Genomic DNA, 25961 nt, shown 5'->3' on the forward strand with positions numbered 1-25961 from the left:
GTCAGGGGCAAACCTACTCCTGAATTTTCTGAAGTATGAACAGAGCAGCCCGCTTGGTTGCGGTCGGAAGAGATGAGAGATCGATGGTCTCATTTTCCGTATGCGCGCCTGCACCCCATGGCCCCAGTCCATCGATGCCCGCTTTAACATAAGGCGCTATATAGGAAATATCAGCGCCGCCACGGTCCTTTGGGGCTGCGGCCTTGAGTATAGCCCACAATATTTTCTGCAAGACATCAACCGGTGCCGAAAATGCACGGGTAGAGTGAGGGAAAATTGCAATGCCGAGAGAATATACAAAGGTCTAAATATAATAAAATGAGTTGTGAAGCTATAAGTAAACTTAAAAAATTAATCAGAATGACGCTATTCATTATGAATGAATGTTGAGTGGAGAATATGTGAGATCGTATTTTGTTCTTTGTAGGACAGAAGATCATTGTTGTGCGTTGCTTCCCTAAAATGTCGTTGACAGCTTGCTCGCACTGGTCAATCTTGGTCACATATATATTGGAAGGGCTGGAGTTTTCTTCCGGTCAATCGGGATGTGCAGTTGAGATTGGGCGGTGTGCCCATACTGAAGGAGAGCCGATATATGAGTGAATACCTCGCAGATGTCCGTCGCTATGATGCTGCTGCCGATGAAGCGGTTGTCGAGAAGATCGTCAAGCATCTGGGCATTGCGCTTCGCAATCGCGACTCCTCGCTCGTTTCGGCGACCGATCCGGAAGAACTGAAGCGTGTGCGCGACAGCTGGGTTGGCAAGAAGCTCGGCGTGACCGATGCCGCCAAGGCGGAAGAAGTGGTGAATCACGTCGCGGAAGTCATGAAAGGCGATCGCAACAAACACCGCGTGACCTTCTACTATCTGGTGGCCAAGCAGCTCGGCAAACTCGGCGATCTCTGATCGGTGCATATTGCCTGTGGAATTCGAACCCCGGTGCCCCGCGCCGGGGTTTTTCCTTATAGTAGGGGTGAAACGAATCGATCCCGAAAACCCCATCTGGGAACATCCCATGCGCACCTATCTCGATCTTCTCCAGCATGTGCTCGATAACGGCACCGATCGCGGCGACCGCACGGGAACGGGCACGCGCTCGGTTTTCGGCTATCAGATGCGCTTCAATCTGGAGGAGGGCTTTCCGGTCCTGACCACCAAGAAGCTGCATCTGCGCTCGATTATCTATGAACTGTTGTGGTTTCTGAAGGGCGACACCAATATCGCCTATCTCAAGGAAAACGGCGTTTCGATCTGGGATGAATGGGCAGACGAGAAGGGCGATCTCGGCCCGGTCTACGGCTATCAGTGGCGCTCCTGGCCAGCGCCTGACGGTCGACATATCGACCAGATCGCCAATCTCATGAAGATGCTGCATGGTAATCCGAATTCTCGCCGCCTGATCGTATCGGCCTGGAACCCGGCGCTGGTCGATGAAATGGCTCTGCCGCCATGCCATTGCCTGTTCCAGTTCTATGTCGCGGATGGCAAGCTGTCCTGCCAGCTTTATCAGCGTTCGGCGGATATTTTTCTCGGCGTGCCGTTCAACATCGCCTCCTATGCGCTTTTGACCATGATGATCGCACAGGTCGCGGGCCTTAAGCCTGGCGAATTCATCCACACGCTGGGCGATGCGCATATTTATTCCAACCATTTCGAGCAGGCGCGGCTGCAACTGACGCGTACGCCGAAAAAGCTGCCGGTCATGCGCATCAACCCGGATGTGAAGGACCTGTTTTCCTTCCGCTTCGAGGATTTTGTGCTGGAAGGCTATGAAGCCGATCCGACGATCAAGGCGCCGATTGCCGTATGAGTAACAGCGTGAGCAGGGATAAGCCCGTCGTTTCGATTATCGTAGCTGCAGCCGAGAATGGCGTGATCGGGCGCGATAATGATATGCCATGGCGGCTTTCGACCGACCTGAAGCGCTTCAAAGCGCTGACGCTTGGCAAGCCGGTCATCATGGGACGCCGCACCTGGGAATCGATTGGGCGGCCTTTGCCGGGACGACCGAATATAGTCGTGACCCGCGATGCGAATTTTCAGGCCGATGGCGCACACATCGTCGGCTCGCTGGAAGAGGGCATTGCGTTTGGGCGCAAGCTTGCGGAAGAGCTTGGCGTTGGCGAAGTCTGCATCATTGGCGGCGGCAAGATTTATGCGCAGGCCTTGCCGCTGGCGGGCAGGGTGCATCTGACGCGCGTTCTGGCGGAAATCGACGGGGACACCCATTTCCCGGAGATTAGGCCAGCTGCATGGCGTCTGGTGTCGTCGGAAGACGTGCCAGCCGGGGAAAAAGACAGCCATCCGACCCGTTATATGGTTTACGAAAAGCGTGATACGTAAAGCATAACATAGGAATTTTATTGCGCTTCCGTTGAAAGCGCGCCTCCCGATGCCTATAAAACGGTAACATTAGTTGATGACGGGGGTTTGCGCCTTGCTTTCCCGTCTTCCGGGAGCATCTCCGTTAGAAACGCTGACGCGTTTTTTGCCGGAGATGCGGGAAACAGAAGCTTAGAGGTGAGGATGCCCTGGAGCAATCAGAATGGCGGCGGCGGCCCATGGGGTGGCGGCGGCGGTGATAACAATAATAATAACAACAATAATAATAATGGCCCCTGGGGACAGGGCCCGAAGGGCCCGCGCGGCGGCGGACAGAACACGCCACCTGATCTCGAAGATATTTTGCGTAAAGGCCAGGACCGCCTGAAGCAGGTATTCCCCGGTGGCGGTGGTCGCAGCGGTGGCAATCGTCCGATCTATCTATTGATCGGCGCGGCCTTGCTCGGTTTCTGGGTTTTCCAGTCCGTCTATACGGTGCAGCCTGATGAACTGGCGGTTGAACTTCGTTTCGGCAAGCCGAAGGATGAAGTTTCCGAGCCGGGCCTGCATTTCCATTGGTGGCCGATTGAAACCTATGAAAAGGCGCAGATCGTCGAAAAGCAGATCAATATCGGCGCTCAGGGTTCCCGTACGGCGACGCAGGGTCTGATGCTGACTGGCGACCAGAACATCGTGAACGTCCAGTTCTCGGTTCTCTACCGCGTCTCCGATCCGCGCGCCTATCTGTTCAATGTCGACAGCCCCGATGCGATGGTGCAGCAGGTGTCCGAAAGCGCGATGCGTGAAATCGTCGGTCGCCGTCCGGCGCAGGACGTTTTCCGTGATAATCGTGCCGAGATTGCACAGAGCGTTCGCAATATCGTGCAGCAGACGCTCGACAGCTATCAGGCCGGTATCCAGATCAACGCCGTGTCGATCGAAGATGCGTCGCCGCCGCGTGAAGTGGCTGATGCCTTTGATGAAGTGCAGCGCGCCGAACAGGACGAAGACCGTTTCATCGAGGAATCGAACCAGTATTCCAACCAGAAGCTCGGTCAGGCCCGAGGTGAAGCGGCTCAGGTTCGCGAAGAGGCAGCAGCCTATAAGAACCGCGTTGTTCAGGACGCCGAAGGTGAAGCCCAGCGTTTCAGTTCGGTTCTCGGCCAGTATGAAAAGGCGCCGGAAGTGACGCGCAACCGTCTCTTCCTCGAAACCATGGAACAGGTGCTGAAGAGCACCAAGAAAGTCATTGTGGAACCCGGAAAGGACGTCGTGCCCTATCTGCCGCTGAACGAACTGATGCGCCAGCAACCGCGCGCAGGCGCAACGGGTGCTACTCCGGGCGCTAATGTGACCACGACTCCCTCGACCGGCGGAGGTGCCCAGTAATGGCTCAGAACAGACTTCCGATCATTGCGGGTATCATCGCTGTCCTCGCCTTCCTGCTCTATTCCGCTACGTTCATCGTTTCGGAGCGTCAGCAGGCAATCGTTCTTCGTTTCGGTCAGATCGTCGCTGTGAAGACTGAGCCGGGCATCTATTTCAAGCTACCATTCGGCTTCCTTGATGCTGATACGGTGCAGATGATCGATGACCGTCTGCTGCGTTTCGATCTGGACGATATCCGCGTTCAGGTTTCGGGCGGCAAGTTCTATGACGTCGACGCGTTCCTCGTCTACCGCATCACCGATGCCCGCAAGTTCCGTGAAACGGTTTCGGGCAGCACGCTCCTTGCCGAACAGCGTCTGCGCACCCGTCTGGATGCAGCGTTGCGTGGTGTCTACGGTCAGCGCGGCTTTGAAGCCGCTCTTTCGGAAGAGCGTGGCGACATGATGCGCGAAGTGCGCGATCAACTGCGTCCCGATGCGACATCGCTTGGTCTGACCATTCAGGACGTTCGTATCCGCCGTACGGATCTGACGGCCGAAGTCTCGCAGCAGACCTATGAGCGCATGAAGGCTGAACGTCTGGCGGAAGCCGAGCGTCTGCGTGCCCGTGGCCGTGAAGCCGCCCAGCGTATTCGTGCGGTGGCCGATCGTCAGGTGGTGGAAACCATTGCCGAAGCGCGCAAGGAATCGGAAATCCTTCGCGGTGAGGGCGATGCGCAGCGCAGTGAAATCTACGCAGCCTCTGCATCGAAGGATCCGGGCTTCTTCGCCTTCTATCGTTCGATGGCCGCTTATCGCGAAGCGCTCGAAACTCCGGATACAACGTTGGTTCTCTCGCCGGATTCGGAGTTCTTCAAGTTCTTCCGTGATGCTGGCGGCAAGCTGGCAACGCCTTCCCAGTAAAGCTCAGGACCAGCTCTGATGAGCGATTTTTTAGCCGCCGTAGGACTTCTCTTCGTTATCGAGGGGCTGCTCTACGGCGGCTTTCCTTTTTTCGCCAAGAAACTCGCACGCGAAGCGAGTGAAGCGCCGGAAAGCGCATTGCGCATTGCCGGTATCGCGGCGCTGGCCATCGGCGTCGGCATCGTCTGGCTTGTCAGGGGATAAGCCCCCTCCGTTCCGTTATTTATGGCCCTTCGTCTATACGGGGCCGCAAACAGGCCTTAATTTACGGCGATCTAACCTTTAGGTTATTTGCGTAGATATTCAGGATCGGAGCAGAGCTTTATGGCAATCGTACCGAAGGCGGGATTCGCTCGCACCCTATTCGCAACCGTGGCAATGGGCGCGCTGGCTGTCACCGGAACGCTAACGGTCGCAACCCCGCCCGCCTTTGCTCAGGACGCACCTGTGAAAGGCATTCAGGGTCCGGGTTCTGTTGCCGATCTTGCGGAAGGGCTTCTGGATGCGGTGGTGAATATCTCCACCTCGCAGACCGTAAAGGACGACGGCGGCGAGGGCGATGGTCCTGTGCCCATGCCGAAAGTGCCGGAAGGCTCTCCGTTTCAGGAATATTTCAAGGATTTCTTCAACAACAAGGACGGTGAGCAGGGTGACGAGTCCCGCAAGGTGCAGTCGCTTGGATCGGGCTTCGTCATTGATGCCGAAAAGGGCTTCATCGTCACCAACAATCACGTCATTGCGGATGCTGACGAGATTGAAGTCAATTTCAACGACGGCACCAAGCTGAAGGCCGAGCTGGTTGGCAAGGATATCAAGACCGATCTGGCTGTCCTGAAAGTCGACCCAACCAAGCACAAGCTGAAGGCCGTGCAGTTCGGCAATTCCGAAAAGGCGCGCATTGGCGATTGGGTTCTGGCGATCGGCAACCCCTTCGGATTGGGCGGAACGGTAACGGCTGGCATCATTTCTGCGCGCAAGCGCGATATCAATTCCGGCCCCTATGATGACTTCATCCAGACGGATGCCGCCATCAATCGCGGCAATTCGGGTGGTCCGCTGTTCGATATGAACGGTCAGGTAATCGGGATCAACACGGCGATCATCTCGCCTTCGGGCGGCTCTATCGGCATCGGCTTTGCCATTCCGGCTGAAATGGCCGTTGGCGTGATCGATCAGCTGAAGGAATTCGGTGAGGTCAAGCGCGGCTGGCTTGGTGTCCGCATTCAGCCGGTGACGCAGGATATTGCGGATAGTCTCGGCCTGAAGGACCCGAAGGGCGCACTGATTGCCGGACTGATCGAGAATTCCGGGGTAGACAACACGGCGCTGAAGGCTGGTGATGTTGTCATCGGCTATGAAGGCAAGCCGGTCGATACCGCGCGCGATCTGCCGCGCCTTGTTGCCGAAAGCCCGGTTGGCAAGGAAGTGGAAATCAAGGTTGTTCGCGATGGCGCAGAGCAAACCGTTAAAGTGAAGCTTGGCCGCCTTGTCGAAGATGACAAGAGCACGGATGCTGCAACCGAAGATCAGGCGCCGGTTCCGGATGGAACAGAGGGCGAAGACGGACAGGAAGCGCCAGCAAAGCCGAAGAAAGAGCAGAAGAGCGAAGCCACGGGTCCGACCGTGCTTGGCATGAAGCTTTCCGAACTCAATGACGATGTGCGCGGCGAATTCGGCATTGCTGAAGATGTGAACGGCGTAGCCATCCTCTACGTTGCTCCGGGTTCGGCTGCGGGCGACAAGCGGGTTGAGACGGGCGATGTCATCGTCGATATCAATCAGGTCACCGTCAAGGCGCCCGATGACGTGAAGAAGCGCATCGACGCGCTGCGGCGGGAAGGGCGCAAGAACGCGCTGCTCATGCTGGCGTCGCGTTCCGGCGAGTTGCGTTTCGTGACCGTTCGGATCGACTGAGACTTTTGTAAGATAGAGTTCGAGCGGCGCTGCGGATCATCCGCAGCGCCGTTTTCATTTGCGATTTGAATCAAATAGCGGCAAGTGCTGAGAATGAGATTCAGGATTGAAGCGCCAAAACGCTTCATGGAGTGGTGTGCGAGTTGGAAACTGTCGATATTGTTGTGATAGGTGCGGGCGCAGCCGGGATGATGTGCGCCATCGAAGCGGCCAAGCGCGGGCGTTCCGTGCTGGTTGTCGATCATGCCAGGTCGGCGGGTGATAAAATCCGTATCTCTGGCGGCGGCCGGTGCAACTTCACCAATATCCATGCCAGTCCGAAGAACTATCTGTCGCGCAATCCGCATTTCTGCATCTCGGCGCTAAGCCGCTATACGCAGCGCGATTTCATCGCATTGGTCGAGCGGCATCGCATTGCCTATCATGAAAAGACCCTCGGGCAGCTTTTCTGTGACGGCTCGGCAACGCAAATCATCGATATGCTGCTGGGCGAGATGAAGCGTTACGGCGCGCGGCTGAAACTCTCCTGCGGTGTCGAGAGTATAGCCAGAATATTAGGAGAAGGGTTTGAGCTGCGGCTGACGGAAGGCGGCATCCGCACGACGGTCAGATGCCGTTCTGTGGTCGTTGCCTGCGGTGGCAAATCTATCCCGAAGATGGGTGCAACCGGCTTCGGCTACGACATTGCCGAGCAGTTCGGCTTACGGCTGGTCGAGACACGCCCGGCGCTGGTCCCGCTCACCTTTGAACCGAATACGCTGGAACGCCTGAAGCCGCTGGCCGGGATTGCTGTGGATGCGGTGGTGGCCTGCGGCAAGACGAGTTTTGCCGAGGCCATGCTGTTCACGCATCGCGGCATCAGCGGGCCGTCCATCTTGCAGATATCATCCTACTGGAAAGAGGGCGATGAAATCCGCATCAGCATGTTGCCCGGTACGGACCTGTTCGAAGTCTTGCGCACACAGCGCACGCAGAATGGCAAGCAGGCCTTGCAGACCGCGCTCGGCCTGCATCTGCCGAAGAAGCTTGCGCAGACCATCGCCGAGGAAAACGGTGCCAGCGGGCATCTCGCCGATATGTCCGACAAGCTGTTCCGGCGTGTGGAAGCCGCTGTCAATGACTGGCGCATCAAGCCCGCCGGTTCGGAAGGCTATCGCACGGCAGAAGTAACGCTGGGTGGTGTCGATACGCGTGATCTCGATTCGCGCACCATGGAAGCCAAGTCCGTGCCGGGTCTTTATTTCATCGGCGAAGTGGTCGATGTCACTGGCTGGCTCGGCGGATATAATTTCCAGTGGGCGTGGTCGTCGGGTTGGTCTGCGGGGCAAGCGGTATAGTGCTCAGCATTGAGACAAACCTCTATTCGACGAAATCCGTTTTCCTGTATCCCTGAATGTAGAGAAGCGCGGTCAGGTCGCCATGGTCGATGCGCACCTTGGCTTCTGCCGCCACTGCCGGTTTGGCATGCAGCGCCACGCCCGTGCCTGCGAGCTGGATCATGCCGAGATCGTTGGCGCCATCGCCCACTGCGATTGCGTCTTCGGGCGTCAGCCCTAGACGATCAGCGATTTCTTCCAGCCGTTCCACCTTGGCTTCGCGACCGAGAATCGGCTCCGCGACAACGCCTGTCAGCTTGGCTCCATCGTCCAGAAGAAGGTTGGCGCGGTCTTCGTTGAAGCCGATCATTTCAGCAATACGGTGGGTGAAGGATGTGAATCCGCCGGAGACGAGCGCGGTATAAGCACCGTGCTTGCGCATGGTGCGGACCAGTTCCGGCCCGCCGGGCGTCAGCGTGATGCGGGTGGCGATTACCTTGTCGATAACCTGAAGGGGCAAGCCTTTCAGAAGTGCAACGCGTTCGCGCAGCGCCGGTTCAAAGGCGATCTCGCCATTCATGGCGCGGGCGGTGATTGCGGCCACATGCTCGCGCAAGCCTGCTTCTTCCGCCAGTTCATCAATGCATTCCTGCTGGATCATGGTCGAATCCATGTCAGCAATCAGGATTTTCTTGCGGCGGCGATCCTGCTCCTGCACAACAACATCAACTGGCGCGCCGTCCAGTGCCGCGCGCAGCGCAGCGTCGGCGTCATCGGCGCTCAGGCCGCTTGGCAAGGGGATATCGCAGGCAATACCGTCTGCAAGCCAGTAAAGTCCTGTTGCATTCACTGCCGCTGACGCTTTAATCCCGAGCGACGGAACAAGAGCGGCCTTGGCCGGGTTGGCGATCAAAGTGGCAATGAGCGAAGCGGATGCAGACATGAGGGAGCGATTCCTGCGATGAGTGAGGAGGCGATCAAGAATGCCATCCTGATAGCTGGCCCAACGGCCAGCGGCAAGTCGGCACTTGCTGTTCATATGGCAAGGGAGGCCGGCGGTTTCATCGTAAACACCGATTCCATGCAGGTTTATGACGTGCTTGATCTGCTGACGGCGCGTCCGGGCGCAGACGATCTGGCTTCAGCCGAGCATCATCTCTACGGCCATGTTGCACCGTCCGTATCCTATTCCACCGGCAAATGGTTCGCCGATGTGGCGGCGCTACTGGCGCAGCCGGATCTGGCAGGACGGACACCGATTTTCGTCGGCGGCACGGGCCTTTATTTTCGCGCGCTGCTGGGTGGTTTGTCGCAAATGCCGGAAGTATCGCCAGATGTGCGCAATCATTGGCGTACCCGCATGGAGGCGGAAGGCGCCGAAGCGCTGCATCGGGCGCTGTCCGAACGCGACCCGCAAATGGCTGCTACGCTTCAGCCGACCGACAGCCAGCGCATCGTGCGGGCGCTGGAGGTGATCGAGAGCACCGGAAAATCCTTGAGCACATGGCAGCAGACCAAGGGGCGCGTGCTGGTGGACGACCAATCGGCGCGCAAGGTTGTGCTTTTGCCAGAACGGGGCTGGCTCTCGGAGCGCATTGCGCGGCGCTTTGCCCTGATGTGGGACAATGGCGCTATCGATGAAGTGAAGGCGTTGCTGTCCTTGGATCTCGATCCGGCGTTGCCCGCCATGAAGGCCATTGGCGTTCGGGAGATCAGCGCTTTCCTTGAAGGTATGATGAGTGAAGACGAAGCCATCGAACGATCAGTGATTGCAACACGGCAATATGCAAAGCGCCAGTCGACCTGGTTTCGAAACCAGCTTGATAAAAGCTGGAATTTTTTAAGTAATTCTGATGAAGCACTACTTCAATTAACGACACTGAAATAACTCGCTGGCAATCTCCGGAAAGGAGAGGCGGGCGCGAAATATGCGGTTTCATAAATCGGAGCGGGCATTTTTCATTCTGATTATTTTGATGTGCGGGATAGGCATTTTGCTTTATCGCGTGCACGTCGACTTGGGTTTGCTTGCAGCGACCCCTCTTGATGCGTCCGCTTCCGAACTGGTGGCCGTTCTTGCACGGCTCAATCACGCGGCAATATGGGTTCTCATCGCCTCCATCGTTTGCGGGCTTTTGCTGATCTATCCGCAGATACGCACCGAGGCGCTGGATCGCGGCAAGTTGCAGATCATCACGCAGGATTTGTCCGAACGGTCGCAGACACTCGAACATGCCGCTCTGACCGACAGTCTGACCGGCATGCAGAACCGGCGTTATTTCGACGAAGCGTTGAAGGAATATCTGGTTCAGTTCGACCGTATCCAACGACCGGTCGGCCTGATGATCATCGACCTCGATCACTTCAAAGCCGTCAACGACACCCATGGACACGATATTGGCGACGTGGTCTTGCAGGAAGTCGCGCGCTGCCTGCGCGATTATACGCGGTATCACGATGTGGTTGCGCGTCTTGGTGGCGAGGAATTTGCGGTGCTCGCCCCCAATATGGACGCGGAGCTGATGATCAAGCTTGCCAATCGTATCCGCAAGGCCATTGCAACGCTGGAAATCGATCTTGGCGATGTGAAGCTGACGGTTACCGTCAGTATCGGTCTTGCGATATGGGACCGGCGCGAAACGTCGAAGGACCTTTATCGCCGCGCCGACAAGATGCTCTATGCCGCCAAGAATATGGGACGCAATCGCGTCTGCGCCTGATATCGGGCCGCTAAAGGCTTTCTGTCAGCTCTCATAATCCTTGCGGAAATTGCGCACCAGATCGCCGAGTTTCTTCATGCTTTGGGCTGTTTCGCTGTTATGGGAGACAACGGCCACCGGTCGCTCCGAAGCAATTGGCGCAGCCGTAACGGTTTCCAGCCTGTTGATTGTTGAAGGCCTTTCCAACAGATCGCTATCCTCGGATGGTTTTTCGGGCGCGCCGGTTTGCGCATTGTTTTCGAAGGAGCGAAGCCGATCCACAATACGATCCAGTGCGATTTTGTCATCGACCTGCCAGGATGCGGTGAGGCTTTCGGCCTTGCGGCGTCCGGGCAGCTGATGTGGCGGGACCGTTTCAAATGTCAGCCGCATCGGCGTTGAAAACGCTTCACCAAAGGCGATGGCTTCACGATTGGCAATTGACGAGAGAAACCCGGCCATGCTGCGGGCGCCGCCGCGCAATGCGCCTTTGATGATTTCCTGATCGCGCTCATTGCCGAGACGCATTGCGAAGATGGAGTTGCACTGCGAGAGAATGGTGGCGTCCAGTTCGCCGGGGCGCTGGCTGATCACGCCGAGATACGAGCCGTATTTGCGCCCTTCCTTGGCAATGCGGGCGATGGCCTGTCGCGTCGGCCAGAACCCGGCATCCTTGTCGGCTGGAATATAGCGGTGTGCTTCCTCGCAGATGACGAGGGTTTGCAGGCTGCCTTCACTCGACATGGCAATGTCGAAGGAGAGGCGGCACAGGACCGAAGCGACCGCGTTGACCACCTCGGATGGCAGGCCCGCGAGCTGGAAGGTGCAAATCGGCTTGCCATTGTGCGGAATGCGAAAAATGCGGGCGATGGCCTGACGCATGGTTTCCGGGCCGCCGGTGACGGCGAACATGAAGCGGAAGCGCGGATCGCTGGCAATGGATTCCAACCGAGCTTTCAGGTTGCGCAGATAGGGGCGCTCGGCCTTGCTGTCGAGAAGGCCGATCCGGTCTTCAATCAGGGTCAGGAGATCGCGCAGACGATAGGCAATTGGCGTATCGACACTGACCGTTCTGTCCGACAATTTGCGCCGCAAGGTCTGGCGGCCGCCGGTTTCGCTGTCACTCGTCTTTTCACGGGCAAGCTGCACGAGGTCCCGCAATATGTCGTATTCCATAGGCTCTGGCGTGCGGCCACGAAAGATGACATCCGCAAACTCGTCCAGCCGCAGCATCCAGAACGGCAATTCGATATTGGTCTGGTCAACGGCAATGGCAAGATCGGGAAACGCCCCCGCAAATTCATTGTGCGGATCGAGGATCAGGATGCGCAGATCGGGCCGCTGCAAGACGATGCGGCGCAATAGCAGCATGACGGCGCTGGACTTGCCGACGCCCGTGGTGCCGACAACGGCAAAGTGGCGTGAGATGAGATCTTCGACCGAAACATAGGCGGGGACGGAAGCGTCCTGTGTCAGCGCGCCGATGGGAACGCTTGTCTGGCCCATCTGGGCATAGACTGCGGACAGGTCGGTGGCGCGAATGCGGTGGGCGATGGCGCCGGGATAAGGATATCTGGAAATGCCGCCGCTGAACGTCATAAGGCCATCCGGTTCGCCGCGAACTTCTCCGAGAAATTCGACATGGACGTGGACGATGTTGTCGCCGCCGCGTGCCCAGGCATTGTCGGGCACGGTGACATTATGGACGAGGCCGACCAGACGGTTGCCGCCAGACTGTATCGAGATGAGCTGACCCACGGTCCAGTAGTCGTCCGATGCCGTGGAGGAGGGCCCCGAAAGAGCTGCAATAATCGCGCGCTCGCCGTCGCATTGGATGACGTGACCTTCCGTGCGGTTGCGCTGTACGAAGCCACGGTCTTTCATCTCGGCATTGCCGTCAATATCCCCGCCCGTGTTCATTCCGCCAACTTTCAAAAGAGTGTCGAGGGAAACTATCAAATCCGGGTTGAAATAAAGTTATCGAAAGGGTGGGGTGAATCTTAAGAAAATATCGCAGGGCCCGTATTTATGCGTTGACGGCTTCTTTTCAGGCGATTAGTGTCCCGCCCCATGAACACGTTTATTATTCTTGTGGTACGGGCGCGCATGGGCAGGATGGTGTAACCATCCGGCGAAAGCTCCCATGCGCGAAAGACAGGCTCCCTCGGGGGCCTTTTTTATTATCCAAAAAAGCCCGATGCGGCTAAATCCAACACCGAAATATAGACTAGACGGGAAGAGAACGATGACTGCAGGTAAACAAGAGGCGGAAGCAACCGCCGCAGGATCACAGGAAACAAGCCATCCACGCGAGATGACCGGCGCGGAAATGGTCATCCAGGCCATGATCGATCAGGGCGTGGAGAGCATTTTCGGCTATCCTGGCGGCGCGGTGCTTCCGATCTATGACGAACTGTTCCAGCAGGACAAGGTTCAGCACATTCTCGTGCGTCACGAGCAGGGCGCTGGCCATGCTGCCGAAGGCTATGCCCGCTCCACCGGCAAGGTTGGCGTGTTGCTGGTGACGTCCGGTCCGGGCGCAACCAATGCGGTTACGCCGCTTCAGGATGCGCTGATGGATTCCATCCCGCTTGTCTGCATTTCCGGCCAGGTCCCAACCTCGTTGATTGGCTCCGACGCTTTTCAGGAAGCGGATACCGTTGGCATCACGCGCCCCTGCACCAAGCACAACTGGCTGGTTAAGGACGTCAACGACCTGTCGCGCGTTCTGCACGAAGCTTTCCATGTCGCATCCACGGGTCGTCCCGGTCCGGTTCTGGTCGATATTCCGAAGGACATCCAGTTTGCCAAGGGCATCTATACGCCGCCGCAGACCACGCCGCGCACCACGTACCGTCCGGTTCTCGACGGCAATGCGCAGGCGATTGCCGACGCTGTTCGTCTGCTCGCCACGGCGAAGAAGCCTGTCATCTATTCCGGCGGTGGTGTGATCAATTCCGGCCCGGCAGCTTCCCGTCTGCTGCGCGAGCTGGTTGAACTCGGCAACTTCCCGATTACCTCTACGCTGATGGGCCTTGGCGCTTATCCGGCTTCCGGCAAGAACTGGCTCGGCATGCTGGGCATGCATGGCACCTTTGAGGCCAATATGACCATGCATGATTGCGACGTCATGCTGTGCGTCGGCGCGCGTTTCGACGACCGTATCACTGGTCGCCTCAATGCCTTCTCACCGAATTCGAAGAAGATTCACATCGATATTGATCCGTCTTCGATAAACAAGAATGTCCGCGTGGATGTGCCGATCATCGGCGATGTTGCGCATGTTCTGGAGGATATCGTTCGCCAGTTCCGCGCTTCCGACAAGAAGCCGGAAAAGAAGACCATCGCGGCCTGGTGGGAGCAGATCGACCGTTGGCGCGCCCGCAATTCGCTGGCCTATACGCCGAACAAAGACGTCATCATGCCGCAATATGCCATTGAGCGGCTGTATGAACTGACCAAGGACCGCAAGACCTACATCACCACGGAAGTTGGCCAGCACCAGATGTGGGCTGCACAGTTCTATGGTTTTGAAGAACCGAACCGCTGGCTGACCTCGGGCGGTCTCGGCACCATGGGTTACGGTCTGCCTGCCGCGCTCGGCGTGCAGATCGCGCACCCGGATGCGCTGGTTATCGACATTGCGGGTGACGCATCGATCCAGATGTGCATTCAGGAAATGTCGGCGGCCATCCAGCACAATGCGCCGATCAAGATATTCATTCTGAATAACCAGTATATGGGCATGGTCCGCCAGTGGCAGCAATTGCTGCATGGCAATCGTTTGTCGCATTCCTATACGGAAGCGATGCCGGATTTCGTCAAGCTGGCGGAAGCCTATGGTGCGCATGGCATTCGTTGCGAAAAGCCGGGCGATCTCGACGCCGCCATTCAGGAAATGATCGACATCGACAAGCCGGTCATCTTCGACTGCCGCGTTGCCAATCTGGCGAACTGCTTCCCGATGATCCCGTCCGGCAAGGCGCATAACGAAATGCTGTTACCCGATGAAGCCACGGACGAAGCCGTTGCCAATGCCATCGACGCCAAGGGCCGCGCGCTCGTCTGATCCGGAGGATTTAATTATGAATGCACAGAACCTAGCTTCCGGATCGGCCTACTTCATCGCAGCCGAAACCCAGACCCCGGAAACCCATACGCTTGCCGTCCTCGTCGACAACGAGCCGGGTGTCCTTGCCCGCGTTATCGGACTTTTCTCCGGCCGCGGCTACAACATCGAAAGCCTGACGGTTTCGGAAACCGAGCACGAGAAGCATCTTTCGCGCATCACCATCGTGACGCGTGGTACGCCGCACGTTCTTGACCAGATCCGCCATCAGCTGGCACGCATTGTTCCGGTTCATCGCGTGGTGGACTTGAGCCACCGCGCCACCGAACTTGGCTACGATCATCCGATCGAGCGCGAACTGGCACTGGTCAAGGTGGCAGGCAAGGGTGAAGCCCGCGCTGAAACTCTGCGTCTTGCCGATGCGTTCAAGGCCAAGGTGGTCGACGCGACGACAGATCACTTCATTCTGGAGATCACCGGCAAAACCGCCAAGATCGACCAGTTTATCTCGATCATGAAGCCGCTCGGCCTCGTCGAAATCTGCCGCACTGGCGTGGCGGCGATGAACCGCGGCCCAGAAGGCATGTAAGTATAGTTTCTCTGCCAAGGGCAGAGGATTGATACAATAAGACTTAAAACCGGCACAATGTTTCGATTGTGCCGGTTTTTTATTGAGCTAATTTGTGCGGGTAAATCGGGTTCATCACATGTCTGTCGAAATATTTTTGGCGCTGATCGCCTTCGCTTTCGTTTCTTCCATAACACCGGGTCCGAATAATCTGATGCTTCTGGCTTCGGGTGTGAACTTCGGTTTTCGCCGCACGATCCCGCATATGCTGGGTATTGGCGTCGGCTTTTTCGGCCTGCTTCTGGCGGTCGGGTTCGGACTGGGCGTGTTGCTTGAAACGGTACCGGCTTTCTATACCAGCCTGAAATTCGCTGGCGGCGCATACATGCTCTATCTCGCATGGAAAATCGCGACGTCGCGTTCCATCGGCGAAGCCAAAAGCAATGGTGATGGCAAGCCGATGACTTTCATGCAGGCGGCAGCCTTTCAGTGGGTCAATCCCAAGGCGTGGGTGATGGCTGTCACCGGCATTGCCACCTATGCCACGCATGACAACTACTATCTGGCGGTATCGCTCGTGAGCGTCGCTTTCGCGCTGGTCAATCTGCCGAGCGTGTCGGTCTGGGCAGGTTTTGGCATGTTGCTGCGCAACTGGCTGGACGATCCGGTGCGTCTCAAATGGTTCAACATCGCTATGGCCTTGCTGCTTATCGCAAGCCTTTGGCCGATGTTAAGGTAATACAATCAGGAGCATGAGCATGTCGGCACTTCCAACTTATGACGATGTTGCATCCGCAGCGAGCCAGATCGAAGGTCACGCGTTTCATACGCCGGTTCTGACCTCGACGGCGCTGAATGACGAGACCGGCGCAGAGTTCTTTTTCAAGGTGGAAAGTCTGCAGCGCATCGGCGCGTTCAAGTTTCGTGGCGCATTCAATGCCCTGTCGCGCTTCAGTGACGAGCAGAAGAAGCGCGGCGTGATCGCGTTTTCGTCGGGCAACCATGCGCAGGCCGTAGCCTTGTCGGCAAAGCTGCTTGGCATTTCCGCCACCATATTGATGCCGGAAGATGCGCCCCAGTCGAAGCTCGAGGCAACGCGCGGCTATGGCGCCAATGTGATCACGTTCAATCGCTATAAGGATGACCGCGACGCCCTTACGAACCGTCTGGCGGAGGAGGGCGGTCTGACCCTGATCCCGCCCTATAATCACCCGCATATCATTGCAGGACAAGGCACGGCGACCAAGGAATTGATCGAGGAAGTGGGTCCGCTCGACGCGCTTTTCGTCTGTGTCGGCGGCGGCGGGTTGATTGCCGGATCGGCGCTGGCTGCCAAGGCGCTTTCGCCCGATTGCGCCGTCTACGGCGTCGAGCCGGAAGCGGGGAATGACGTCCAACAGTCGCTGCGTGCGGGTAAGATTGTGCGCATCGACACGCCGCAGACGCTGGCCGATGGCGCGCAGACGCAAGCGCCGGGCGATCTGACCTTTGCGATCATTCGCGAGAAGGTGACGGATGTGCTGACAGTCAGCGATCAGGCGCTTGTCGACGGCATGAAGTTCTTTGCCCGGCAGATGAAGCTGGTGGTCGAACCGACCGGCTGTCTGGCCTTCGCCGGTGCCCGCCAGATTGCGGATCAATTGCGCGGAAAGCGGGTGGGCGTGATCGTCAGCGGCGGCAATGTCGACCTCTCCCGCTATACCGCTCTCCTGAATACAGCTGTTTGATCACGGTTTGATCTTGTTTTCAGGTCGCGAATCCTGTCTGAAAGAGCCATGCAGTTTTCACCGGAACAGGATCAGGCGCTCAAGGCCGTGGGACAATGGCTGAAAGACGGCCGTAGTCCCATTTTCAGGCTGTTCGGCTATGCCGGAACGGGCAAGACGACACTTGCGCGCTATTTCGCGGAACATGTCGATGGCGATGTGCAGTTTGCTGCCTTTACCGGCAAGGCGGCGCAGGTCCTGCGTTCCAAGGGCGCGAGCAATGCGCGCACGCTGCATTCGCTGATCTATCGGCCGCGCGGCGAGGAAGCTATCGAGGACGAGACGACGGGCAAGACGTCCATCGCGCCGACATTCTCGCTCAACCGGCAAAGCCCTGTTGCCAAGGCGGCAATGATCGTGGTCGACGAATGCTCGATGGTGGACGAGGCGCTCGGGCGCGATCTCATGAGCTTCGGAACGCCGATTCTTGTGCTCGGCGATCCCGGCCAGTTGCCACCGATCTCGGGCGGCGGTTTTTTCACCGAACATGAGCCGAACTATCTGCTCACCGAAATTCATCGTCAGGCGCAGGACAATCCGATTATCCGCATGGCGCTTGATGTCCGGGAAGGGCGCGAATTGCCTTATGGCGATCACGGCGCGGCGAAGGTCATCAGCAAGAACGAAGTCAATCAGGAGATGGTGCTGAAGGCGGATCAGGTGCTTGTCGGCACCAATCGCACGCGCCGTCGCTACAATCAGCGCCTGCGTGAGTTGAAGGGCTTTACGGCGGATTATCCACAAGCGGGCGACAAGCTGGTCTGTCTGCGCAACGATCCGGCCAAGGGCCTGCTCAACGGGTCGCTCTGGAAGGTCATGACCTCATCCAAGGAAACCGTGAAGCCGGGGATCAATCTTCTGGTTGCGCCGGAAGACGATGATCGCGGCGTCGCCAAGATCAAGCTGTTGAAAGCGCAGTTCGAAGACCCGGATAGCGAAATTCCCTGGCAGACCAAGAAGCGCTACGACGATTTCGACTATGGCTATGCGCTGACGGTGCACAAGGCGCAGGGTTCGCAGTGGGACGATGTCGTGCTGTTCGATGAAAGCTTTGCTTTTCGCGATACGCGTGAGCGCTGGCTTTATACAGCCATTACGCGTGCGGCTGAACGGCTGACGATTGTAAAATAATCAGCTTTCGACCGGTTTCGCGCTCAGCCACTCCCATGCGTCCTGTTCTTCATCGGTTTCGAAAGAACGCATTTCTATGGAGAGGAAGGGCTGCATCAGGGTGATGCTGGCCTGAATCCATAATGGCCCGCCGACAATCGCATAGCGCCGCAGATGCTTGAGCGATTTTGAACGCATCGACAGCATGCTTTCGGAAAAGGCCGCAGTCCAGTCCACACCTTCATAGCCGGCGAGGCGGATCAGGAGATCAATCTCGTCAAACTGCTCATAGGCCGCGTCGAGCAGACCGTAGAGATTCTCCAGCGATGAATCGTCCAGATGCCCTTCAATGGCAAAGGCGAATACATCATTCCGGTCTGTGGGAATGCGGCGGACGACGGGGATGTCCTCATTGCGCATCATCGGTCTCCAGGTGTCGTTCTATCATCAATCCTTCAATCGAGCCCTTGGTGGGACAGGATTCAAACGCCTGGACCGGGTGAAAGGTTGCGGATTGTTGTTCCAATTTCAGCGCGGAACAGCTTGCCTCATGCTCGAAAGGCGGGAAACGGCAACATTTGGGGATGGGGGATCGGGTGCGACGGGAAAACACTCACACTTTCCTGCGGCGGGCGATATAAAGCGAAAACCGATAACGGGAGAAGCGCCTCCATGCCTGCGAAATTATCTGTCAATCTCAATGCCATTGCCATGCTGCGCAACCGCCGCGATCTGCCCTGGCCGAGTGTCACCGGTCTTGGACGGATAGCCCTCGCAGCCGGGGCTGCGGGCTTGACGGTGCATCCGCGACCGGACCAGCGCCACATCCGTTTTTCCGATCTCGGCGATATTCGTGCATTGATCGACGATGAATTTCCGCAGGCTGAATTCAACATCGAGGGTTTTCCGAGCGAAGCTTTCTTGGAACTGGTTGAAAAGCATCAGCCGGAACAGGTGACACTGGTGCCGGATGATCCGACGCAGGCCACTTCGGACCACGGCTGGGATTTTCTATCCAAGGCTGACTATCTTGCACCCATCGTGGCGCGGCTGAAGAAGGGCGGCATGCGCGTTTCGCTGTTCGCCGATCCCGATCCGCTGGGCTATGACAAGGCCAAGGCTCTTGGCGCTGACCGGCTGGAATTCTACACGGGCCCTTACGGCGCGACCTATGACGACCCGGCAGCGGCAGCGCGTGAGCTGGACCGGATAGGCAAAGCCGCTGAAGCCGCGACGGCACTCGGTCTTGAAGTCAATGCCGGTCATGATTTGACGGTTGAAAATCTTCCCGCACTGGTCAAGCGCATACCACAATTGAAAGAAGTTTCCATCGGACATGGATTGACGGCGGACGCTTTGACGTATGGTATGGCGACGACAGTGGCACGTTTCATCGCTGCTTTGGCTGGGTAATTGGTGCATTCAATGCGCTCTGTGCATGGCTTGCATGCAAGCTTTGCAAAAAGCGCATTTGTGCCAAAGCTCAACAAGCTATAGGCGTCCGCGGCTGGTTCTATCCGCGTCGGGGGCGCGCAGGAACGTATGAGGGAAGCATTGATACAGTTTTCCGAAGTCCGCATTCCACATCGATGCGCCATGGCGAGTTTCGCCTTGCGGTTTTCATCGAAGCGATTCGTTTCTGTCGTTCGGTCCGGTGATTATGATTGAACCTGATTGGGGCAAGGTGCGGCACGGTTGTTGCAATCCGCAATCTTTTGCGGGCGTTCCTGTGAGTGGACTCCACATAATATGATTTCCAGCCAGAATGACTTCAGGACGTTGCGAGGTGTCTGCAAATGAGCGATGAGCTGAACGGCCAGAACGCGCAATCGCAACCCACCCCGCAGGACGCAGCCACAGCGCCGCTTGTTGGCGGTGCGGCAGGCTCTGAAACCGGCTTTGCCACCGAAGAGAACGACCATCATAATGACAGCATGAAGACGCTGGTGTTGGGCGCTCTCGGTGTCGTCTATGGCGATATCGGCACCAGCCCGATCTACGCCTTCCGTGAGGCGCTGCACGCTGCGGCTTCCGACGGAGTTCTGTCCCGACCGGATATTCTTGGCGTCGTGTCGCTGATCTTCTGGGCGCTGACGCTGGTCGTCACGATCAAATATGTCCTGTTCGTGCTGCGCGCCGACAATAACGGCGAAGGCGGTATCCTCTCGCTGATGGCGCTGGTGCGTGGCGCGTTGAAGGGACGTCCCAATCTCATTCTCGGTGTCGGCATTGTCGGCGCGGCATTGTTCTTCGGCGATGCAGTCATTACGCCCGCCATTTCCGTGCTTTCCGCCATGGAAGGTCTGGAAATCGTTGCACCCAGCCTCACACCGTTTGTGGTTCCCATCACCGTTGTCATCCTTGTGACGCTGTTTTCGGTGCAAAAGCTTGGCACGGGCAGGGTGGCTATCGTGTTCGGGCCAATCATGGCGATCTGGTTTCTGGCGCTTGGCGCTTCGGGCCTCTGGCATATTTTCGACGACCCGACCGTGATCGCCGCGCTTAATCCCTATTATGCACTGCATTTTCTTATCATCAGCCCGGGTATCGCCTTCATTACGGTCGGCGCGGTTTTCCTCGCCATGACGGGTGCGGAAGCGCTTTATGCCGATCTCGGCCATTTCGGGCGCAAGCCCATTGTGCGTGCCTGGCTGTGGATCGTGTTTCCGTGCTTGGTGCTCAATTATTTCGGACAAGCTGCCTTCATCCTGTCGCATGGTGAGGCGGCTGCATTGCCGTTCTTCCAGATGTTACCGGATTTCGCCTTGTTACCGATGGTGCTACTCGCCACGGCAGCAACGGTGATCGCCAGTCAGGCCGTCATCACCGGAGCCTATTCGGTGGCGCGACAGGCGGTGCAGCTCAATATTCTGCCGCGTCTTGAAATTCAGCATACGTCTGAAAAGCTGCACGGACAGATCTATATTCCGCGCGTCAATCTGCTGCTCGGCCTTGCCGTGGTCATTCTGGTGCTGGGCTTCGAGAAGTCGACCAATCTGGCCGCTGCCTATGGCATCGCGGTTACCGGCAATATGCTGGTGACGACCGTACTGCTCTATATCGTCATGACACGGATCTGGAAGTGGCCGGTGGGTCGCGCCCTGCCTTTGATGCTGGGCTTCCTGCTGATCGACATCATGTTCTTCAGCGCCAACATCATCAAGGTGCATGAAGGCGGCTGGGCTTCGATCGGCATTGCAGCTGTGCTCGTCATCATCATGTGGACCTGGGTGAGGGGCACGCGGCATCTCTTCCTCAAGACGCGCAAGGGCGAAGTGCCGCTTGACCTCATCGTCGAGCAGATGGCAAAGCGTCCGCCAACGATTGTACCGGGAACAGCCGTCTTTCTGACGGGCGATCCGAAAAGTGCGCCAACCGCGCTGATGCACAGTCTGAAGCATTACAAGGTCCTGCATCAGAACAATGTCATCCTGACCGTCGTCACGGCTTCGAAGCCGTGGGTCTCGAGCGCGGATCGCGCCCGCGTCTCGCAATATAACGAGCGATTCATGCAGGTGACGCTTAAATTCGGCTATATGCAGCAGCCGAATATTCCGCGCGCTCTTGGCCTTTGCCGCAAGCTTGGCTGGAAGTTCGACATTATGACGACGTCTTTCTTCCTGTCGCGTCGCTCGCTCAAGGCGTCGGTGCATTCCGGCATGCCTTTATGGCAGGATAAGCTATTTATTCTGTTGGCACGCACCGCATCCGACGCGACCGAATATTTCCAGATTCCAACCGGCCGCGTGGTGGAAATCGGCACGCAGGTGAATATCTGATCGGGAATTCGCTTTAACAGGCTGTGGTTTATCAGGGCGTTATCTGAGAATTTGATTCCGGATGACGCCCTAATTTTTTGTTTTCTCTGCTATTTTTACGCAGCCGCTTAGTTCAAGCGCGCTATTGGCAGCGACATCTTTAGTATGCGCCTTCGCCCTCCGAATTTCTCAAAAATCTCGCTTGACCGCCTATGCGGCAAGGTCTAATAGAATGGGAACCGTACCGTACGGTACAAGAGGAGGAAGTAACCCGTGACTGATGGTAGCGACGAATTGCAGGCTCAAAAGCAGCAGGCTCTTTCGCCGCGTCAGAACGATGTTCTGGAGCAGGCGTTGCGCCTTCTTGTTGAAGGCGGAGACCGCGCTTTGACGACGGCGAGCATTGCGCGTGCCGCCAACTGTTCCAAGGAAAGCCTCTATAAATGGTTTGGCGACCGCGACGGTCTTTTGACGGCGATGGTTCGCTGGCAGGCCTCCAAGGTTCGCGTTGTGCCGCTGGCGCGCGAGAAGCTTGATGCGGAATCGCTTTTCTCAAGTCTGGAGCACTTTGCCCGCGACTGGTTGCTGGTGCTTTCGGGGCGCACGTCGATTGCGCTTAACCGTCTGGCGGTCAGCCATGCGGCATCGGGCAAGTCGGCGCTGGGCGATATCGTTCTCTCCAACGGACCGGTGGCCATGGCCAAGCGCCTGATGCCGATCCTTGAAATGGGGATGGAAGCCAAGCTGCTTGCTTTCGACGATATCGACGAAGCATTTCGCACGTTCTTCGGGCTTGTGGTCCGGGACATGCAAATCCGGTTGCTGTTGGGCGACCGGCTGGAACTGACTGACGACGTGGTCATCCGGGACGCCCGGCGCGCCACAAAGCAGTTTTTCGCTCTGTATGGAGCCTAATCAGATCGGCTGACGCAAGAAGGCCAGAGAATAAACTGGAAACGAAGGGAATAGGAAATGCGCGTTTATTACGACCGGGATGCAGACGTTAACCTGATCAAGTCGAAGAATGTGGTTATCGTCGGCTACGGCAGCCAGGGCCGCGCCCATGCGCTGAACCTGAAGGATTCCGGTGCTGCCAACGTGCGCGTCGCCCTTCGCGAAGGTTCCGCAACCATCAAGAAGGCCGAAGCTGACGGCTTTCAGGTGATGAGCGTTGCCGATGCCGCCAAGTGGGCCGACCTCATGATGATGGCGACCCCGGATGAGCTGCAGGCTGACATCTACCGCGACCACATCCACAGCAACCTGCGCGACGGCGCTGCGATTGCTTTCGCACACGGCCTCAATGTTCATTTCGGCCTCATCGAGCCGAAGAAGTCGGTCGACGTTGTCATGATCGCACCGAAAGGCCCAGGCCACACGGTTCGCGGCGAATACCAGAAGGGCGGCGGCGTGCCTTGCCTGATCGCTATCCATCAGGATGCTTCCGGCAATGCGCATGACCTCGCTCTGTCCTACGCTTCGGGCGTTGGCGGCGGTCGTTCGGGCGTCATCGAAACCACCTTCAAGGAAGAGTGCGAAACCGATCTGTTCGGTGAGCAGGCCGTTCTCTGCGGCGGCGTGGTTGAGCTGATCCGCACCGGTTTCGAAGTTCTGGTTGAAGCCGGTTATGCACCGGAAATGGCCTACTTCGAGTGCCTGCACGAAATGAAGCTGATCGTGGACCTGATCTACGAAGGCGGCATCGCCAACATGAACTACTCGATCTCGAACACCGCTGAATGGGGCGAATACGTCACCGGCCCGCGCATCATCACTGCCGAAACCAAGGAAGAAATGAAGCGCGTTCTGAAAGACATTCAGACCGGCAAGTTCACCTCCGATTGGATGCAGGAATATCGTGCAGGTGCTGCTCGCTTCAAGGGCATCCGCCGCAACAACGATGCGCACCAGATCGAAGAAGTTGGCGAAAAGCTCCGCGCCATGATGCCGTGGATTGCAGCAAACAAGCTGGTGGATAAGGCTCGCAACTAATCCTTCGAGCTTCCATGACGAGTAAAAAGAGGGGGCGTTTCAAACGCCCCTTCATTACTTGACGCTGAATGGTTGGATTGATCGCGATTAAGCCGCGAACGAAAAGAACCAAAACACAGCGCCAGCTTTCCGTTTCATGCACGTCGAAGGCCAAAAGAATTTCGAATAGCTTTATTCCATAGAAGCATGGGAAAAGCTGTTCTCGTTGGATAAAAATTGCGCTAGAGCTTCCCCCTATTAGCTAGGGTTTGAGGAGATCTGGCTAGTACGAATTCCATCAGATGGATGGTTAAGTCTAATTGAGGAGATTTCCCGTGTTGGACTGGGAAAATGTTTTTGCAACGCGCTCCAAACGCATGCGCGCATCGGAAATCCGTGAACTTCTGAAGCTTCTGGAACGCCCGGACATTATTTCGTTTGCCGGTGGCATTCCCGACCCGGCGCTGTTCCCGCATGAAGCTTTCCAGGCTGCCTATAAGGAAACGCTGACGGGCGCGGAAGCAAATGCCGCGCTGCAATATTCGGTATCCGAAGGTTACAAGCCGCTGCGCACATGGCTCGTCGGCGAGTTGGCCAAGATCGGCATTCCCTGCACCGAGGACAATGTTTTCATCACCTCGGGTTCGCAGCAGGCGCTCGACTATCTCGGCAAGCTGTTCATTTCGCCCAATGATACCGCGTTGGTGACTGCGCCGACCTATCTCGGCGCTTTGCAGGCATTCAATGCCTATGAGCCGACCTACGATACGCTGTCGATCACGGGCAACCGCACGCCTGAATCCTATGCGCAGGCCGCTGAAAAGGCGGGCGGCAAGGTGAAGTTTAGCTATCTGTCGGCTGATTTCTCGAATCCGACCGGCGAAACCGTCGATCTGGCTGGCCGTGAAAAGCTTCTGGCGCAGGCCGACGAGCTGAATATCCCGATCATTGAAGACGCAGCCTATCAATATCTGCGCTACAATGGTGAAGCCATCCCGCCGATCCTTTCGCTCGACATCGCCCGCAATGGCGGCGACATCGAAAAGACCCGCACCATCTATTGCGGCTCGTTCTCGAAGACCCTCGCACCGGGTCTGCGCGTCGGTTATGTGGTTGCCTCGAAGAACGTTATCCGCAAGCTCGTGCTCATGAAGCAGGCGGCTGATCTTCATTCTTCGACCATCAACCAGATCGCGATCCATCATGTCGCGACGCATGGCTTCGATGCGCAGGTTGCCAAGGTGGCCAAGGTCTACAAGCATCGCCGCGACCGCATGCTGGACGCCCTTGCCAAATATATGCCGGAAGGCACCAGCTGGACCAAGCCTGAAGGCGGCATGTTTATCTGGGTCACGGTGCCGGAAGGCATGGATGGCGCACAGCTGCTGGCATCGTCCATTGAGACCGAGAAGGTCGCTTTCGTTCCGGGTAAGGCATTCTTCGCTGATGCCAGCGGCGCAAATACGCTGCGTCTCAGCTATTCGTGCGCCAATGACGAAATGATCGACGAAGGCATCATGCGGCTTGGCCGCCTGATCCGCACGCACAGCAAGGCTGCTGCTGCCTGATCATCGGAAGAGAATTAAAAAGGCCGGGTTTATCCCGGCCTTTTTCATTGGTTCGTCTTTTATTGAAATGGTGAGTTGCAGCTGGTGCGCGGGCCGGCGAGCGGCTGATACGTGTCATCGGAGCTGCGGTAGCTTTGATAGCGATTTGAGCACCACTGCATGTGATTGACGCTCGGCCCCAAGCGCTGAACCTGCGGACGGGTCGATGGGCGCACATCCAGCGGTTCGCCGTTCTTGTAACGCAACACACCTTCGCCGGAGATATAGCTTTCACTGTTACGGCAGGTGACCGAGCCGTAGCATCCCGGCGAATTCGGGCCAGGGCGATTGGTATTCGAATTCGGATTGACGATCGGCGGTCTGGCTGGCTGCAAGGATGGCAGATAGGGCGTCTTGCGCAATTCGACAGCCATAGTCGGCACGGCAAATCCGACCGCAAACAGGCTCGAAATCATGGCTGCGCACAGGGCTTTCTTGAGCATTACGACCTTTGCCTTTCGTGCATGGCGTGCGGGCATTCGCTATCGCCATACACCCAATATGGGTGTTTTATCTTCCAAAATCATCCGCTCGGGGGAAAAATACCGGCGCGGCCAAGAAGTCCTTGC

At 57.2% G+C, this 25961-nt stretch carries 25 protein-coding genes; 20 read left to right on the plus strand and 5 right to left on the minus strand.

From position 1 onward, the window contains the following. Positions 1–13: 13 nt before the first annotated feature. Positions 14–232, minus strand: coding sequence for a hypothetical protein (locus FHW03_RS13385; RefSeq protein WP_182521074.1), 219 nt, complete (start codon positions 230–232; stop codon positions 14–16). Between the two features lie 363 nt (positions 233–595). Here FHW03_RS13385 and FHW03_RS13390 point away from each other — a divergent pair, with 363 nt between their 5' ends. The 8 genes from FHW03_RS13390 to FHW03_RS13425 all read left to right on the plus strand — a co-directional run bounded on the left by FHW03_RS13390 (position 596) and on the right by FHW03_RS13425 (position 7865). After that, the gene (locus tag FHW03_RS13390; protein ID WP_109369383.1) at positions 596–907 is read left to right on the plus strand and encodes a DUF2853 family protein; all 312 of its coding nucleotides are present in this window, start codon (positions 596–598) and stop codon (positions 905–907) included. Between the two features lie 109 nt (positions 908–1016). Continuing rightward, positions 1017–1811: a thymidylate synthase gene (locus tag FHW03_RS13395; protein ID WP_138786352.1), complete on the plus strand. Its 795-nt coding sequence runs from the start codon at positions 1017–1019 to the stop codon at positions 1809–1811. An 83-nt stretch (positions 1812–1894) separates the two neighbouring features. Continuing rightward, a complete protein-coding gene (locus FHW03_RS13400; protein WP_377514833.1) occupies positions 1895–2344 on the plus strand; it encodes a dihydrofolate reductase in 450 nt (149 codons plus the stop codon). Positions 2345–2527: 183 nt separating this feature from the next. Then, on the plus strand, positions 2528–3712 hold the full coding sequence (hflK, locus tag FHW03_RS13405) for an FtsH protease activity modulator HflK (RefSeq protein WP_377514780.1): 1185 nt from the start codon (positions 2528–2530) through the stop codon (positions 3710–3712). Then, a complete protein-coding gene (hflC, locus tag FHW03_RS13410; RefSeq protein ID WP_182521076.1) occupies positions 3712–4614 on the plus strand; it encodes a protease modulator HflC in 903 nt (300 codons plus the stop codon). The genes hflK and hflC overlap by 1 nt, the downstream gene beginning before the upstream one ends. Positions 4615–4632: 18 nt before the next feature. Next, positions 4633–4818 carry a DUF2065 domain-containing protein gene (locus tag FHW03_RS13415; RefSeq protein WP_078339379.1) on the plus strand — a complete coding sequence of 62 codons (186 nt, stop codon included), beginning with the start codon at positions 4633–4635 and terminating at the stop codon, positions 4816–4818. 120 nt (positions 4819–4938) lie between these two features. Continuing rightward, a complete protein-coding gene (locus FHW03_RS13420) occupies positions 4939–6528 on the plus strand; it encodes a DegQ family serine endoprotease (protein WP_182521077.1) in 1590 nt (529 codons plus the stop codon). A gap of 143 nt (positions 6529–6671) precedes the next feature. Further along, entirely contained in the window at positions 6672–7865 is a 1194-nt protein-coding gene (locus FHW03_RS13425; RefSeq protein WP_182521078.1) for an NAD(P)/FAD-dependent oxidoreductase, read from the plus strand. A gap of 22 nt (positions 7866–7887) precedes the next feature. Here FHW03_RS13425 and serB read toward each other — a convergent pair whose 3' ends face one another. Next, positions 7888–8787, minus strand: a complete 900-nt coding sequence (serB, locus tag FHW03_RS13430) for a phosphoserine phosphatase SerB (RefSeq protein ID WP_182521079.1) — start codon at positions 8785–8787, stop codon at positions 7888–7890. Positions 8788–8805: 18 nt separating this feature from the next. Here serB and miaA point away from each other — a divergent pair, with 18 nt between their 5' ends. Together miaA and FHW03_RS13440 are read left to right on the plus strand one after the other, a co-directional pair. Continuing rightward, on the plus strand, positions 8806–9732 hold the full coding sequence (miaA, locus tag FHW03_RS13435) for a tRNA (adenosine(37)-N6)-dimethylallyltransferase MiaA (protein ID WP_182521080.1): 927 nt from the start codon (positions 8806–8808) through the stop codon (positions 9730–9732). A gap of 40 nt (positions 9733–9772) precedes the next feature. After that, on the plus strand, positions 9773–10564 hold the full coding sequence (locus tag FHW03_RS13440) for a GGDEF domain-containing protein (protein ID WP_182521081.1): 792 nt from the start codon (positions 9773–9775) through the stop codon (positions 10562–10564). A gap of 24 nt (positions 10565–10588) precedes the next feature. Here FHW03_RS13440 and FHW03_RS13445 read toward each other — a convergent pair whose 3' ends face one another. Continuing rightward, entirely contained in the window at positions 10589–12463 is a 1875-nt protein-coding gene (locus tag FHW03_RS13445) for an ATP-binding protein (protein ID WP_377514784.1), read from the minus strand. Positions 12464–12788: 325 nt separating this feature from the next. Here FHW03_RS13445 and FHW03_RS13450 point away from each other — a divergent pair, with 325 nt between their 5' ends. The 5 genes from FHW03_RS13450 to FHW03_RS13470 all read left to right on the plus strand — a co-directional run bounded on the left by FHW03_RS13450 (position 12789) and on the right by FHW03_RS13470 (position 18077). Continuing rightward, the gene (locus tag FHW03_RS13450) at positions 12789–14612 is read left to right on the plus strand and encodes an acetolactate synthase 3 large subunit (protein WP_182521082.1); all 1824 of its coding nucleotides are present in this window, start codon (positions 12789–12791) and stop codon (positions 14610–14612) included. A 16-nt stretch (positions 14613–14628) separates the two neighbouring features. Continuing rightward, positions 14629–15201, plus strand: a complete 573-nt coding sequence (gene ilvN, locus FHW03_RS13455) for an acetolactate synthase small subunit (RefSeq protein ID WP_182521083.1) — start codon at positions 14629–14631, stop codon at positions 15199–15201. Positions 15202–15319: 118 nt separating this feature from the next. Beyond that, complete coding sequence (locus FHW03_RS13460) at positions 15320–15919, plus strand: LysE family translocator (RefSeq protein ID WP_182521084.1); 600 nt, start codon at positions 15320–15322, stop codon at positions 15917–15919. A 19-nt stretch (positions 15920–15938) separates the two neighbouring features. After that, the gene (locus FHW03_RS13465) at positions 15939–16907 is read left to right on the plus strand and encodes a threo-3-hydroxy-L-aspartate ammonia-lyase (protein ID WP_151589389.1); all 969 of its coding nucleotides are present in this window, start codon (positions 15939–15941) and stop codon (positions 16905–16907) included. Between the two features lie 48 nt (positions 16908–16955). Further along, positions 16956–18077, plus strand: coding sequence for an ATP-dependent RecD-like DNA helicase (locus tag FHW03_RS13470; RefSeq protein WP_078339367.1), 1122 nt, complete (start codon positions 16956–16958; stop codon positions 18075–18077). Here the strand turns inward: FHW03_RS13470 and FHW03_RS13475 are convergent, their stop codons facing one another. Further along, the gene (locus FHW03_RS13475; RefSeq protein WP_182521191.1) at positions 18078–18476 is read right to left on the minus strand and encodes an STAS/SEC14 domain-containing protein; all 399 of its coding nucleotides are present in this window, start codon (positions 18474–18476) and stop codon (positions 18078–18080) included. A 252-nt stretch (positions 18477–18728) separates the two neighbouring features. Between FHW03_RS13475 and FHW03_RS13480 the strand changes: the two genes are divergently transcribed. The 5 genes from FHW03_RS13480 to FHW03_RS13500 all read left to right on the plus strand — a co-directional run bounded on the left by FHW03_RS13480 (position 18729) and on the right by FHW03_RS13500 (position 25353). After that, complete coding sequence (locus tag FHW03_RS13480) at positions 18729–19469, plus strand: pyridoxine 5'-phosphate synthase (protein ID WP_182521085.1); 741 nt, start codon at positions 18729–18731, stop codon at positions 19467–19469. 521 nt (positions 19470–19990) lie between these two features. Beyond that, positions 19991–21835, plus strand: coding sequence for a potassium transporter Kup (locus tag FHW03_RS13485; protein WP_377514835.1), 1845 nt, complete (start codon positions 19991–19993; stop codon positions 21833–21835). Positions 21836–22087: 252 nt separating this feature from the next. Beyond that, on the plus strand, positions 22088–22729 hold the full coding sequence (locus FHW03_RS13490) for a TetR/AcrR family transcriptional regulator (RefSeq protein WP_182521087.1): 642 nt from the start codon (positions 22088–22090) through the stop codon (positions 22727–22729). Positions 22730–22786: 57 nt separating this feature from the next. Then, positions 22787–23806: a ketol-acid reductoisomerase gene (ilvC, locus tag FHW03_RS13495; protein ID WP_078339362.1), complete on the plus strand. Its 1020-nt coding sequence runs from the start codon at positions 22787–22789 to the stop codon at positions 23804–23806. A 314-nt stretch (positions 23807–24120) separates the two neighbouring features. Beyond that, positions 24121–25353: a PLP-dependent aminotransferase family protein gene (locus FHW03_RS13500; RefSeq protein WP_182521088.1), complete on the plus strand. Its 1233-nt coding sequence runs from the start codon at positions 24121–24123 to the stop codon at positions 25351–25353. Positions 25354–25412: 59 nt separating this feature from the next. Here FHW03_RS13500 and FHW03_RS13505 read toward each other — a convergent pair whose 3' ends face one another. After that, on the minus strand, positions 25413–25835 hold the full coding sequence (locus FHW03_RS13505) for a BA14K family protein (protein WP_182521192.1): 423 nt from the start codon (positions 25833–25835) through the stop codon (positions 25413–25415). Positions 25836–25961 lie beyond the last annotated feature (126 nt).

The organism is Ochrobactrum sp. RH2CCR150 (assembly GCA_014138095.1).
In the GTDB taxonomy this organism is placed as follows: Bacteria; Pseudomonadota; Alphaproteobacteria; order Rhizobiales; family Rhizobiaceae; genus Brucella; species Brucella gambitense.